Raw genomic sequence first — 14,109 nt, forward strand, 5'->3', positions numbered from 1 at the left:
CCGCGGGCAGGCTTTTTATTTCAGGGGATTATTCGGCGTCCGGTGCCTGCTTCAGCAGCTGTAGGAACCTTTCTCTGAACAGCTGGGTGCGCTGCGGTTCTCTTGCGGCAAAGTCCTCGTGATACAACGCTTCCTTCTGTACATAGTCGGCAAACTCGGGCGACTGCTGCCGCCACTGCAGATGCAGTGATTCTAATGCCCCTTCTGATTCCTCTTCCGGGATTGCCGCCAGCTGCGGCTCGATCCATGCCCAGCGCCGATCGGACATCGCCAGCTCTTCGCTGCTCCAACCCGCGTTGATCTGCCCCAGATGGAACTGGATCTGATGCCAGTGATGCAGGATGGTGAAGGTGGCCTGCGTATCGTTGAGCGCCGACGGCGGCGAGAGGATAAACAGCGTTGAGCAGAGGTGCTGTTCCAGATCCTGCCCGCTCTGGCAGCGATCGTGATGCCCGCTGGCCTCCTGCTGGATCGCCAGCCACGCCTGGCGAGGCGTCTGCTGGCCGTTCAGATAGCTGTGGGTCAGCGCCAGCCAGCGCAGACGCAGCGCGTTGAGCGGCGCGGACAGCACGCTTGCCCAGCGGACATCGGCATCCTCCAGCCACTGTACCAGCAGGTGCAGCGGGGCATCGCCGTAGGCTTTACCGCTTGCCAGCACGGCGATCAGCTCGTCGATCTGCTGCGGGGTAACGAAGTCGAGCACCTCCAGCCACTGTGCCAGCGCAGGCGGCAGGCCGGTGACGCGCTCGAAGACGTCCACCGATTCCTGACCGGCCAGCACGTAAGGGGTGGTCAGCAGATCCTGCGGGCGCGGGAAGGCATAGTGGGAGATCTCAGCCGCCAGCGCGGTCGCTTTCAGGCGGTTTGTCAGGAATTGCCGTAGCGCATCATCGCCGTAGAACGACGACCACGGCTGCACCTCCGGCACCACCACTTCCCCCTCGGATTCAATGGCGATCCCCTGCGATCGCAGCCAGCCGTTGAGATCGGACAGGGAATCGACGCCCACTTTGCGTGCTACTTCGCTGCCGTTGCGGAACAGCAGCAGCGTCGGGATGCCGCGCACGCGGAAGCGCGGCAGCAGATGTTCATACTGTTCCACGTCCAGCTTGGCCACCGTCAGCTGCCCTTCGGTTGCCGCCGCCACTTTCTCCAGCAGCGGGGCGATAGCCAGGCAGGGGCCGCACCAGGGTGCCCACAGATCCAGCAGCACCGGCTGGGAAGCATGGTTCAGGGCGTCGTCCAGCGTGCTGTCCGTCAGGTTAGTAATAAGGTCAGACATAGTAACTCCATGATGTTGTAACACAATTAGGTGTAATGAAGCGGCGTTGTTCAGTCATACAGGGCATCGCCGCCGTCGTTGATAAACTGCAATCCAGCGGGGAACAGCGCAGCAAGTTCATCCCGGAACAGGCTGATATCCCCGGCGACGACCCACGTCAGCCGCTCGGGGGAAAACAGCTGCTGCGCCAGGTCGTTAATCTGTTCCAGGGTGATGTCAGCGACGCGCTGCTGATGGGTTTGCCAGAAATCATCGGGCTGCTCGCTGCGCGCCAGCCAGGAGATCATGTTGTTGAGTCCGGGCAGGCTTTCGGCACTGCTGCTGAAGCCCAGCAGGCTGGTGCGGCGCACTTCTTCCAGCTCGTCCGCCGTCACCGGACGGTCAGCGATTAGCGCCCGGTATTCCGCCAGGATCTCGCGGATCGCATCGCCGGTGCGGTCGGCCTGTACTTCGGTCAGTACGTAGTGCGCCCGCTGCTGAAAATCGTTAATCAGCCGCCCTTTCGCGCCGTAGGTCCAGTTTTTGTCTTCCCGCAGGTTGAGGTTAATGCGGGAGGTAAAGCCGCTGGCGAAGACCGCATTCAGCAGCTCAAATCCGGCTTCATCGGTACCGCTGACGCCCGGCAGCAGCGAGGCCGCCGCAATGGCGGTTTGCTCCGCGCCGGGAATATCCAGCAGCCAGATGCGCGGCTGTAGCGGCTGTTTGGCCTGCGGCACCGCAGCGTTATTCCGTGGCAACCCGGCCAGTCGCCCCACGGACTCATTCAGCAGCGGCAGCAGCTGTTCCAGCGTGGTGTCGCCGGTGACAATCAGTGTGGCATCCTGAATATTCAGCAGCTGCGGCACCGCCGCCGTCAGCGCGTCGCAGGAGATCTGCGCCAGCCCGGCAATCGTCCCTTCCGGCCCGCCCGGCACGCGGCAGGGATGGCCCGCAGGATAGATCAGGCCCGGCAGAACGCGCTCGACCAGCGCGCTGGCCACCTGTTGCTGTTCGGTCAGCGCATCAAGCTGGATAGCGCGCTGGCGCTCAAAATCGGCCTCCAGCAGCACGCTGCTTGCCAGGCGATCGCTGAGCAGCGCCAGTGAAGCGGGCAGCTGCGGGCTGCGGCAGACAAGCAGCAGGGAAAGATGACGCAGCCGCCTGCGCAGCCCCATGCGGCTGCCCAGATCACGGCAGGCCTGGCTGAAGGCAAAGGCATCGCGTTCACCGGCTCCGGCCTGGTTAAGCAGTTCGCTCAGCAACTGATGCTGGCCGGGATGCGGCAGTGCAACCGCAGGCAGCAGCAGGTCGAGATAGATATCGCTCTGACCGTGACGCTCCAGCAGCACCAGCCGGATGCCGTTATCCAGCCGGGCATGCTGCGCCTGCGGCAGCACCAGCGGCACCGGAGGCTGAATTACTGGCGGTGTCGTGCGCAGCGCGGCGGTGGCCGACTCATCGGTTCTGGCACTGAAGGGGGCAATTTCCAGCGTGTAGTGCGGGCGGCTTAGCCAGCGCTGCGCGGCCTGATGCAGATCGTCTGGTGATGCCTCGTCCAGCTGGCTGAGCTGCTGGCGAAAAGCATCGGCGTGACCCAGCGTGACCCGGCTGACGGAGAGCAGCGCGGCAATCTGCGCCGACGTTTTATAGCTGTCGCGGAACAGGTTAAGCACATCGTTTTTCACCTCGCGCAGGCGCGGGCCATCGCAGGGTTGCGCAAGGAAAGCGTGCAGCTCATCCAGCAGGCTCTGTTCCAGCGCGGCCAGCGACTGCCCCTCCGCGACGGTGGCGCTGAGAATAAACTGGCTGCACAGCGCACCGTCTGCGACTTCGGCCTGCACGCTGCTGGCTGTTTTCCTGATGTACACCAGGTTCTTTACCAGCACCGACGACAGGCCGGAAGCCAGATAATCCGCCGCCAGCGACAGCAGCGTGGCATCCGGGCTGCCCGCCTGGGGAATATTCCACACCAGCAGCAGCGTGCCGCTGGCAACGTTCGCCTGGTAGCGATCGCGGCGCTGCGGGGTGATATCGGCGATCCAGCTGTCGGGCCGGGTCAGCGGCTGGCCGGGGGAGATATCGCCGAACCAGTGGCTAACCTTTTCCCGCGCGGTGGCGAGATCGATATCGCCGCACAGCGCCAGCACCGCATTGGACGGCGTGTAGTATTTGCGAAACCAGCGCTGCACGTCGTCGAGGGTGGCAGCAACCAGATCCGCCTTTTCACCGATAACGGTATGCGCGTAGGGATGTTCAGCGGGGAAGCAGCCCCGCGATTTAAATTCGTAGAGCTTGCCGTACGGGCCGCTTTCGGTTTCCAGTTTCTCATTGAGCACCACCCGCCGCTGCTGATCCAGCGACGCCTGGCTGATGCTGTCGCAGAAATGCCCCATGCGGTCCGACTCCATAAACAGCGCATAGTCGAGCGACCCGGTCGGCAGCGTGGCGTGATAGGTGGTGCGATCGGTGCTGGTATAGGCGTTGAGGTTGGTGGCCCCGGCGCGGGTCATATGTTCCAGAAACGAGCCGGGCGCATGCTCGCTGCCTTCGAACATCAGATGCTCGAACAGATGGGCGAAACCGGTCATCCCTGCGGGTTCGTCTTTAGAACCGACCTGGTAGATCAGCTGATACGACACCAGCGGCACGTCGCGGTTTTCAGCCACGATAACCGTCAGTCCGTTATCCAGCGTGAAGGTGCCGGTGGGAAAAGCGATATCGGCCAGAGGCTCGCGCTTATCCGATGCGGGTTGTGGCGTGAACTGCGTAGTCAAAATCAATCCTCTCTCGGCTGTGCCATGACATATCAGAACGCCGCCGGGCGGCATTCAGGGAAGACCGGCTCAGGGGCCGGGCGAGAGAGAAACGACTGAACGACGGATTATTCGCAGCGACGGTGAAAAATATTTTCGGCCACCGGTTAATCAACAGGATATAAAGGCGTTGATACTGAAGATGGATTTAATCAGCATAATTGTCTAATCATTACGATTCATGTAGAAAAAAACACCACAAATCATACGACATTAAAAATATCGCGTTATTTTGCCGCGCCGAGTGATGAAAACGGCGGGCAGGGTCGTTTTCCTCATATCGCCGCTGTGCTCTCTGCTGACCTGCGGCTTTCCGAATGATTTCTGCCAGTGTGGTGAGGAGTGAGTGAGCGTGCATACCAATTCTGAAAAATCTGACGGCGCGTCGGGTGCGGCAAAAATCCGCGTCGGCGTCGGCCTGGCGCTGCTGTTAGCTTTCGCAGCCTCGACGACCGTGCAGGCCGAAACACCGGCCACGCCGGTCGATACGGTTTCCGCCAGCGATCGGGTTACGGTACAAACGGCGGTTCCTGCTACCGGCCAGGCTCAACAACAGGCTGTTGTGCAGACGGCCGATCGAACTGAGGTGCAGGCACAGAGTCAGAACCGGTCGGTGAATACGGAGCGCGTACCGTCTCAGATTTCAGCTCAGTCGCAGAATCCTCCTACATCCAGCAATGTGGCACAGTCCCACGGGGCTGCACCCACTTCCGGCACGCCACAAACTGTCGTCACCGCAGCCGCGAAGCCGCCGGTGCTGACCGACTTTTCACCGCTCGCCCTCTATCACCACGCCGACCAGATAGTGAAAGCGGTGATCCTGATCCTGATTTTCGCTTCCGTACTCAGCTGGAGTATCTGGTCCGGCAAAACTCTTGAGTTGCTGGTACGCGGTCGCCGCCTGAGAAAAAATCTCGCGCTGCTGGCCGGTAAACGCTCGCTGCACCAGTGCGGTGAACTCTCGGCGCAAAGCTGTGAACAGATGCGTCAGGTGGCACTGACTGAACTGGATCGTGCAGATAGCCGCCTCTCAGCTCAGGCGCTACAGGCGCTGCGCGACCGGGTTGTCGCCCGCATCCAGCGCGTTGAGGCGGCAGAAGCGCGACGGGCTACCCGGGGAGCCAGCATCCTCGCCACCACCAGTGCCGTTGCGCCGTTTATCGGTCTGTTCGGCACGGTGTGGGGCATCATGCACAGCTTTATCTCTATCGCGCAGTCGCAGACCACTAACCTCAGCGTGGTGGCACCGGGCATAGCCGAGGCGTTGTTCGCCACTGCGCTGGGGCTGGTCGTCGCCATTCCGGCGGTGATCCTCTACAACGTGATCGGTCGACTGATTACCGGCTATCGCCTGCTGCTGGCCGAATCGATGACCCTGACCCTGTGCCTGCTCAGCCACGATCTGGATGCGCTGGAACAGAACGCCCACCCTCTTTTGACGAGCGCAGCATAGCGATGGCCTTTTCCTCTCAACCCGCTGACGGCGACGATCTGAACGCGCTGGCCGAAATCAACGTAACGCCGTTTATCGACGTGATGCTGGTGCTGTTGATCATCTTTATGGTGGCGGCACCGCTCTCCACCGCCAATATTCCGCTGGACCTGCCGTCGACCACCTCCAGCCAGCCGACGCCCGCGCCGGAACCGATTACCGTCAGCCTGAAGAGCGATAACCAGCTGTATATCGGCGATAAGTCGGTCAGCCGGGCGCGTTTTATCGCCGAGCTGGATAGCGGCACCCACGGCGACAAGGACGCACGGATTTTCCTGCGGGCGGATAAAGATATCGACTACGCCCGGCTGATGACCTTTATGGATCTGCTGCGCGACGGCGGCTATACCAAAGTGGCGCTGATTGGCTTGCCCGGAGAGGCTGCGGGGACCAAGCCATGACCAGCTTTATTCTTGATAACGCCCTGCCGCCGCCCGCGAAACCGCGCGGCGAGAAGCTGCTGTGGTCAACCGGTCCTCTGCTGGCGGTCACCGCCCATCTGCTGGTGCTGATGTACCTGCTGTGGAAACCGGCACCACCACCGATGGTGATGCCCAGCCCGGCGGCGGCCCCGATGGTGATCACCATGGCGGTGATGCCAACCACGTCGCAGATCTCCAGCCAGGAAAGCGTGGCGCAGCAGGCCAGCCAGCCCGACGAATCGGCACCGCCGCCTTCCCCCGCTAAGCTGGACGTGGCGGAGAAAGAGGTGAAAAACGCCGAAGTCAAAGCGGTGGTACACGACAGTAAGCCGCAGCCGAAGGCAGAGCCAAAGCCACCCAAGCCGCAGCGAACCGTTAAGCCGCGTGAGGTGAAACCGCTGCCGAAAAAGGTGGAGGTGAAAAAACCGGCCCCGGTCACCACCCCGGACTCAATGCGCAGCAACAGCAGCGAACAGCTTTCGCGGCAGAATCAGGCACCGCAGGTCGGCGCCGCCAGTAATCAGGCCGCCTCGGCGAAACAGAGCTGGCAATCACTGATCCTCGCCCAGCTTCAGCGTGAAAAACGCTATCCCGGCTATGCGCTGCGGATGAAACAGCAGGATACGGTGATGGTACGCTTTACCATCGACCGCGACGGCAACGTGCTGGCAACCGCCATTGAGAAAAGTAAAGGCTACGCCACACTGGATCGAGAATCGCTGCAGCTGCTGGAGCGCGCATCTCCGCTGCCAAAACCGCCGGCCAGCGCATTTACGCAATCGGACAGAATGGAATTAGTGGTGCCGGTGTCATTTGCTATTCGCAATGTTTAGCTGAGGCATAATATAAAACTATCGTCATCGTCGTTATGCGGCGGTGGCGATTATTTACGTCCGTATAAAATTAAATGAATTAAAAAAGTGAAAAGATTTCATTTTTACCGGGGGGAATAAAGTCGGCAGAGAATAAATAAAGAAGGGAATGATAATCTATTTTAAATTATGACTGGTTCTTCAGCAAAACTTCCCGGCAGTGCAGCACCGCTTTTACCGCATATTTTTCTACCAGGCTGCGGGACACACCGAGCTTTTCCGCGATCTGCGCATGGGTCATGCCTTCAACGCGGCTCATGTAAAGGATTTCACGAGATTTCTCAGGAAGCGAAGAAAGCGCCTCATCTATCTCCTTGATTTTCTGCTTGTAATGCAGATTTTCTTCCGGGGTAGGCATGTAGTTTTCAAACAGCTCGAAGGTGCCTTTAAGTAGCTGACTGCGGCGCTGTTCGGTGCGTACATAGTCCGTAGAGGCATTCATCGCGATGCGGATCAGATAATTTCGCGCATCGTCGTGGGTCGGAAACTGATTAGCCAGATTAAGGATACGAAAATAAATATCCTGCGTCAGATCCTGAGCAACCTGCCGTGAACCGGTGCGATAAGTGACAATCCGCTGTAATGTCGGATGGAGGTCAACAAAGACATCGACAATGTCATGCGTTGCTAGCATGGTTATAACTCCAGACGGGCAAGAATATTTCAATATTAAAGTTAATATAAAAGAATTCACCCCGTCACACTAATAATATTTCCATATATTGATTATCTGAGAATGAGTAATGTTTTGTAGATTTACAGGCGGATGATTGAGGCGGGAAAATACGGGCTGCCCAAAGCAGCCCGCCAGAAATCACGGCTTTTCAGCCAGGATCTTAAACACAAACGGCACCGAATCGCGCAGGGAAACGTTCACCGTTTCGCCATGGTTCATACCGGCATATTCATGCACGGCAACCGGGGTGCCCGCCGCCTTCACATCCTGAGCGAACCGCTGCTGCATCGCCGTCGGCACGTTAACGTCCTGCAGGCCGATACCGATAAACACCGGATGATCGATTTTCAGCGTGTTGTAGCGCAGGGACGCAAGCTGGGTGTTGAGCAGCTCCTGGAAATTAGGCAGGAAGGTGTTTTTAGCGTTGAGCTTATTGTCCATAACGTGCTGGGTCAGAGGGGTAATGCACAGGTTTTTCGCCAGCTCAACGTCGGCCACCGCATCCTTCTGGAAGTAGTTCGCAACTTTTAATGATTTATTGGTATCGGCGGCGGAAAGGAAGATGTAGTAGGCGTAAGGGATTTTCGGATCGCCCGCGTCTGTCGTTGATGTACCGCCGCTGAAAATGTCGCTGACCGAGGTATCGGCATTAATGTAAGGCGTGCCGGTCAGTACGGTGCCGATAACGTGCAGCTTCGGCGCATAGCTTTGCTGATAGCCGGAGGCGGCAAAGGCGGCATGTGCGCCCTGCGACTGCCCCACGATGAATATTTTATTGCTCAGCGGGAAGTTTTTCAGCGAGGCACTGATGCTGTCCAGCACGCTCCAGGCTTCGCCTCTGGCATTCAGGTAATGGTGCAATCCCGACGATCCCAGCCCGGCATAGTCCGGTGCCACGACGGCAAAGCCCAGCGACAGCCAGGTATTCAGGTACTGCTTGTCACGATCGGAGCGGGGATTCAACGACGGCGCGCACTGCGTCGCCACGCCAATGGTGCCGTGCGTCCAGACCACTACCGGCCAGCCACCCTGCGGTGCCGGGCCTTTTGGCAGGAATACCGCCCCGGTATCCTCGCGGTGGGTTTTGCCATCGACGCCGCTGATTGAGGTGTAGCGGATAAGGTACTGCGATGACGCCTCCTGCAACCCATGCGCTTCCGGCAGCGGCGCTTTATCCACCAGCACGCCGTTAGGCGCTGGCGACTGGCCCTGTGCGGTCGCCGCCAGGCTCAATGATAAAGCCAGCACGCTCCCCGATAACTTATTCATCCCTCTCTCCTGTAACCTGATAAACGTTCAGCAAATACCATTAACCGTCCGCGATGAACGACGATGACGTCCGACAGCCGGACCCGCGCTGCCTCCCCGCCTTTGCACATCATTAGCACACAAAACTGCCACACCTGCACTTTTTATGTGCAGCTTTATCGGCAACGTTCCTGGTGCTGCGGCAGGGTTCCCGTTATTGCCACCAATATCGCTTTGAGAAATTTTCGTTTAAATATAGCGCCTTATTGCCTTATTTCTCGCCATTTTTATCGCATCGCCCCAGATGGCACGCTTCATGCTTATGTCATTACATTCAAGTTACTTGAATACACTTCACACCACTTTCACCGGGGCGGTCATCATGAAACTTAAAACAACACGTTCTCTCTGCTGGGCCATGCTGTGTTCTGGGCTCTTTTCTGCGGCAGCACACAGCGCCGATCTGCTGGATCGCATTAAATCCGACAAGGCGATCACCATCGCCACCGAGGCGCGCTATGCGCCGTTTGAGTCGATCGAGAATGGCAAGATCGTCGGCTACGACGTGGATCTGATGAACCACATTCTGCAGAAAAGCCTGCCGGGCGTGGCGGTTAAACAGCTGGATCTGCCTTTCCAGGGCATCCTTCCCGGCCTTGATGCCAAAAAATTCGACTTCGTGATCACCGCCGTTACCGTCAACAAACAGCGTATGGATCACTTCGCTTTCACCGTGCCGATTGCCGAATCCACCGTTGCGCTGCTTAAGCGTGACAACGACGGATCGATTGCCACTCTGGACGATCTCAGCGGCAAAATCGTCGGTTCGCAGGCCGGATCGGGCCAGCTGCAGGTATTGCAGGAGTTCAATAAAAAGCTGAAGGCCAGCGGCAAGCCGGGGATCAAAGAGATCAAACAGTACGTATCGTTCGATGAGGCCTATGCCGATCTGGCGAACAAGCGCCTGGACGGCGTTGCCCAGTCGCTGGCGAACCTTGGCCCGCTGATCAAAGCCCGTCCGGGGATCTTTACCACGCTGAAACCCATGTTAGGCCCGACCACCTACTTTGGCTGGGTTGGCCGCAAAGATTCCGACAGCGCCAGCATGGTGAAACTGTTCAGCGACGGCATCAGTGAAGCGAACCGTGACGGCACCATGAAAGCGCTACAGCAGAAGTGGTTTGGCTTCGTGATGGATATTCCGGCGGACAAAATGCCGGCACCGGCGCTGTAAGAGGAGTGATGATGGGCGAATTTCTTCCGCTGCTGACCTCGTGGCTGCCGATGTTGTTTAACGGCACGGTGACCACGGCCTCGCTGTGCATCGTGGCGATCGTGGCCGGTTTTGCCGTCGGCGTGGTGATTTATCTGATGGAAAACGGCCATTCACCGGTCGGCAGAGCTTTCGCCCGTCTCTATATCAGTCTGTTTCGCGGCACGCCGGTGCTGGCGCAGGTTTTACTCTGCTTCTACCTGCCCGGCGAACTTGGGCTGTCGCTGCCGGGCTATATGGCAGCGGTGCTGGCCCTGACGTTCAATACCGCCGCCTACCAGTCGCAGATTTTGCGCAGCGGCTTTGAGGCTATCCCGCCGGGGCAGCTGGAAGCCGCGGCGATCTGCGGGCTCAGCCCGCGCCAGACGCTGTGGCATATCCAGATCCCGCAGGTGCTGCGGCTGACGCTGCCGTCACTGATATCCGAGCTGATCGACGTTATTAAGGCATCGGCGGTGGTGTCGGTGATTGCGATTACCGACCTGATGCGGGTGGGGCAGCAGCTGGCCTCTGCCACCTACCGCCCGTTAGAAGTGTATATCGCTATCGCCCTCTCCTACCTGGTGCTGACCAGCCTGCTGGCACTGCTGGGGAGCTATGTTGAACGGCGCTGGAACAGGGAGAACCGATGAACGATTTCATCCTTTATCTGCCGGACTTCGCCCGCGCGCTGGGCGTGACGCTGGCGATCAGCCTGAGCGCCGCACTGATCGGTGCCTGTGGCGGATTTATCCTGCAGGCGGTCGGCAGCCTCAGCCGCTGGCTGTTCTGGCCGTGGCGCGCGTACGTCTGGCTGATCCGCGGTACGCCGTATCTGGCGCAGCTGGCGGTGTTCTACTTCGGCCTGCCCGCCGTGGGCATCACGCTAAGCGCCGTCGAGGCCACGGTGATTTCACTGGCGATCTACAGCTCGGCCTACTTCGGCGAGATCTTCCGTACCGCCTGGCAGAGCATTGGCCGTGGCCAGCTCGAGGCGGCGCAGGTTCACGATATTTCCGCCTGGCAGAGCTTTTGGCATATCCAGGCTCCGCAGGCGCTGCGGTTCAGCCTGCCGCTGCTGGGTAACCAGTTCATTCTGACCATTAAAGAGAGCGCAGTGGCTTCGATTATTACCGTACCGGAGCTGACCATGACCACCGGGCAGATCGTCGCCAGTACCTATACCTACATCGTGCCTTACACCCTGCTGATCCTCAGCTACTGGCTGCTGGCGCAGGGTGTCAGCGTGGGCGTGCGGCTGCTCGGCCGTCAGGCAACAGAGGGATAAGATGATGAATAACGGACCGATTTTAGAATTACGCAACGTCGGCAAATCGTTTGGCAGCAACCGGGTACTGGCGGGCATCAATCTGGCCGTCAATGCCGGGGAGATCGTCACCCTGATTGGCCCTTCCGGCTCGGGCAAGACTACCGCGCTGCGCTGCATGAATTTTCTGGAAGCCTACGACGAAGGCGAAATCCTGATTAAAGGCCAGCTGCTGGGCTACAGCGGCACCGGCCGGGAACTGAAACATCGCGACGGTGCCGGGCTGATTGCCGACGTGCGCCGCCCGCTGGCGATGGTGTTTCAGCAGTTCAATCTGTGGCCGCATCTGACGGTGCTGGAGAACGTCTGCGCGCCGCTGGTGCTGGGCAAGAAGATGTCGCGCGATGACGCCCGCAAAAAAGCGACGGCGGCGCTGGCGCAGGTCGGCATGCTGGAGAAAGCGCAGGCACGCCCGACACGCCTTTCCGGCGGCCAGCAGCAGCGAGTGGGTATTGCCCGCGCGCTGGCGCTGGAGCCGGAGCTGCTGCTGCTGGATGAACCCACCTCAGCGCTGGACCCGGAACGCGTGGAAGAGGTGCTGGATGTGATTAAAGCGCTGGCGAACAACGGCATGACGATGGTGATGGTGACGCACGAGATGTCGTTCGCCGCCAAAATTTCCTCCCGCGTGGTATTTATGGCCGACGGCTCGGTCATTGAGAGCGGCGCGCCCGCCACGCTGTTCCGCCAGCCGCAGACCGAACGCCTGAAATCGTTTCTTGCGCCGTGGTTTAAGCGCCCGCTACAGCTGGATGATGCGGAGGCCCTCCATGCCTGATGCTATCGCGCTGCGCGCCGCTAATGCCATCAGCCAGCAGCGGCTGATGGACCGACTGGCCCAACTGGCCCGCTTCGGCGCGCTGGAGAACGGCGGCGTTGACCGCCAGGCGCTGTCGGAAGCTGAACTGGATGCCAGAGCCTGGCTGATTGACTGGGCCTGCACCCTCGGCTGCGAGGTGTTTACTGATGCCTGCGCCAACCTGTTTATCCGCCGCGCGGGCCGCGAAGATCTGCCGCCGGTGGTCACCGGCAGTCACATTGATACTCAACCCGGGGGCGGCAACCTCGATGGCTGCTACGGCGTGATGGCCGGAATGGAGTGCCTGAGCGCGCTGGCGGCAGCCGGGATTGAGACGCTGCGCCCGATTGAAGTCGCGGTGTGGATGAATGAAGAAGGCAGCCGTTTTGCACCCGGCGCAATGGGCTCCAGCGCTTTTGTACAGCCGGAACGGCTGGCTGATTACCTCAGCCATCAGGATGCACAGGGCATAACTCTGGCCGAGGCGTTGACTCGCTGTCATCAGCGTTTCCCCGCACTGCCGCACCGTAGCGCCGTGCCAATGGCCGCGTTTATCGAACTGCATATCGAGCAGGGACCGGTGCTGGAGCAGGCCGGACTGCCGCTGGCCGTGGTGCAGGGCATTCAGGGCGTGCGCTGGTATCAGGTGACCTGCCTCGGGCAGGCGGCCCACGCCGGCACCACGCCGATGGCCGACCGCCAGGATGCGATGACCCTCGCCCGCCGTATCGTCAGCCAGCTGGAGCAGCGTGCAGAAGCGCTGCCGAAAGACGAGCTGCGCCTGACGTTCGCCCGCTGGGAAGTGGAACCCAACGCGATCAACACCATCGCCGGACGGGTGACTTTTACCCTCGATTTCCGCCATGCCGACCCTGAGGTGCTGGCCGAGTTTGACCGCTGGATGCAGCAGATTGCCGCCGATAACGTGCAGGTGGCCTGCGTATTCAATAACCCGCCGGTGGCGTTTCATTCGCAACTACTGGCACAGCAGTTCGCCTGCAGCGACGCGCTGAATATCGCGACGGCAACGCTGACCTCTGGAGCATTTCACGATGCGATGCACCTGGCCAGCCACTGCCCGACCAGCATGTTTTTCGTTCCCAGCCATAAAGGCATCAGCCACAACCCGGCTGAGTACACCGACCCTCAGTATCTGTACCTTGGCGCAAAAGCACTTGCCTGCTGCCTGACAGAACTGGCCAATCAAACGACAGGAGTTACCCCATGAGCACCCATACCTATCCTTCCTGCTGCGACAAAGATAACGGCAGCGCGCTGGGCACCAACGCCACCATCGGCGAACCGATCTCCGCAGACGGCACGCCGGTTATCGGCGAACTGTATACCGTTCCAGCCCGCTGTGGCCGCGCGGTACGCTTGAGCAAGGGGCAGGTTATTCGCATCATCAACACCCCGGGCAGCCAGGTGTGCGATACCTGGCTGTTTAACAGCGCGGATTTAAGCGAGTTCTCTTCGATGGAGCATACCCGCGCCTTTATCAATAAAATCATCCCGCAGCCGGGCGATGTGCTGGTGACTAACCAGCGCCGCGCCATCGGCACCCTGCTGACCGATACCTCGCCGGGCGTGCACGACACGATGATTGCCGCCTGCGATCTGTATCGTTACAGCAATATGGGCATCACCGAGTATCATGACAGCTGCGCGGATAACATGCGCCTGGCGCTGAACGCCATCGGACTGCGCGCGCGCGAAGTGCCGCAGCCGCTGAACCTGTGGATGAACACGCCGGTTAACCCGGATTACACCATCTCCTGGCTGCCAACGGTCAGCAAATCCGGTGATTACGTAGAGATCCGCGCCGAACTGGACTGCATCGTGGTTATGTCCGCCTGCCCGCAGGATATCGTGCCGATCAACGGCCTGAATCCGCAGGAAGTCCACTTTAGCGTGACCGAATAACCGGCCTGTTTGGCCAGTGCAACA

At 59.7% G+C, this 14,109-nt stretch carries 12 protein-coding genes and 1 pseudogene; 9 read left to right on the forward strand and 4 right to left on the reverse strand.

Features of this window, described 5'->3' with window-relative positions; translation table 11 throughout:
- Window positions 1-28 precede the first annotated feature (28 nt).
- Window positions 29-1,282 (reverse strand): co-chaperone YbbN, encoded by a 1,254-nt coding sequence (locus IBT47_RS27265; RefSeq protein ID WP_200562329.1) that lies wholly within the window; start codon window positions 1,280-1,282, stop codon window positions 29-31.
- A gap of 50 nt (window positions 1,283-1,332) precedes the next feature.
- Window positions 1,333-4,035, reverse strand: coding sequence for a pitrilysin family protein (locus IBT47_RS19595; RefSeq protein ID WP_234471997.1), 2,703 nt, complete (start codon window positions 4,033-4,035; stop codon window positions 1,333-1,335).
- Between the two features lie 391 nt (window positions 4,036-4,426).
- Between IBT47_RS19595 and exbB the strand changes: the two genes are divergently transcribed.
- From exbB to IBT47_RS19610, 3 genes are read left to right on the forward strand one after another with little or no spacing between them, the layout of a single operon-like run.
- Window positions 4,427-5,527 (forward strand): tonB-system energizer ExbB, encoded by a 1,101-nt coding sequence (gene exbB, locus IBT47_RS27370; RefSeq protein WP_370569922.1) that lies wholly within the window; start codon window positions 4,427-4,429, stop codon window positions 5,525-5,527.
- Window positions 5,528-5,529: 2 nt separating this feature from the next.
- On the forward strand, window positions 5,530-5,967 hold the full coding sequence (exbD, locus tag IBT47_RS19605; RefSeq protein ID WP_105593062.1) for a TonB system transport protein ExbD: 438 nt from the start codon (window positions 5,530-5,532) through the stop codon (window positions 5,965-5,967).
- A complete protein-coding gene (locus IBT47_RS19610) occupies window positions 5,964-6,821 on the forward strand; it encodes an energy transducer TonB (RefSeq protein WP_200562331.1) in 858 nt (285 codons plus the stop codon). The genes exbD and IBT47_RS19610 overlap by 4 nt, the downstream gene beginning before the upstream one ends.
- 166 nt (window positions 6,822-6,987) lie before the next feature.
- Here IBT47_RS19610 and IBT47_RS19615 read toward each other — a convergent pair whose 3' ends face one another.
- Window positions 6,988-7,494: an RNA polymerase sigma factor gene (locus IBT47_RS19615; protein ID WP_105593060.1), complete on the reverse strand. Its 507-nt coding sequence runs from the start codon at window positions 7,492-7,494 to the stop codon at window positions 6,988-6,990.
- 180 nt (window positions 7,495-7,674) lie between these two features.
- Window positions 7,675-8,805: a lipase family protein gene (locus IBT47_RS19620; protein WP_200562333.1), complete on the reverse strand. Its 1,131-nt coding sequence runs from the start codon at window positions 8,803-8,805 to the stop codon at window positions 7,675-7,677.
- Window positions 8,806-9,202: 397 nt separating this feature from the next.
- Between IBT47_RS19620 and IBT47_RS19625 the strand changes: the two genes are divergently transcribed.
- From IBT47_RS19625 to IBT47_RS19650, 6 genes and pseudogenes are all read left to right on the forward strand, one after another.
- A complete protein-coding gene (locus IBT47_RS19625) occupies window positions 9,203-10,018 on the forward strand; it encodes a transporter substrate-binding domain-containing protein (RefSeq protein ID WP_200562416.1) in 816 nt (271 codons plus the stop codon).
- An 8-nt stretch (window positions 10,019-10,026) separates the two neighbouring features.
- Entirely contained in the window at window positions 10,027-10,689 is a 663-nt protein-coding gene (locus tag IBT47_RS19630) for an amino acid ABC transporter permease (RefSeq protein ID WP_200562335.1), read from the forward strand.
- Complete coding sequence (locus IBT47_RS19635; protein WP_105593057.1) at window positions 10,686-11,324, forward strand: amino acid ABC transporter permease; 639 nt, start codon at window positions 10,686-10,688, stop codon at window positions 11,322-11,324. The genes IBT47_RS19630 and IBT47_RS19635 overlap by 4 nt, the downstream gene beginning before the upstream one ends.
- A 1-nt stretch (window position 11,325) precedes the next feature.
- Window positions 11,326-12,141 carry an amino acid ABC transporter ATP-binding protein gene (locus tag IBT47_RS19640; RefSeq protein ID WP_200562337.1) on the forward strand — a complete coding sequence of 272 codons (816 nt, stop codon included), beginning with the start codon at window positions 11,326-11,328 and terminating at the stop codon, window positions 12,139-12,141.
- Between the two features lie 46 nt (window positions 12,142-12,187).
- Window positions 12,188-13,427 (forward strand): annotated as a pseudogene (locus tag IBT47_RS19645) (M20 family metallo-hydrolase).
- Window positions 13,387-14,085, forward strand: a complete 699-nt coding sequence (locus tag IBT47_RS19650; protein ID WP_172606598.1) for a DUF1989 domain-containing protein — start codon at window positions 13,387-13,389, stop codon at window positions 14,083-14,085. Before IBT47_RS19645 ends, IBT47_RS19650 begins: the two are co-directional and overlap by 41 nt.
- Window positions 14,086-14,109 lie beyond the last annotated feature (24 nt).

It is taken from the genome of Erwinia sp. S43, assembly GCF_016624745.1.
In the GTDB taxonomy this organism is placed as follows: Bacteria; Pseudomonadota; Gammaproteobacteria; order Enterobacterales; family Enterobacteriaceae; genus Erwinia; species Erwinia coffeiphila.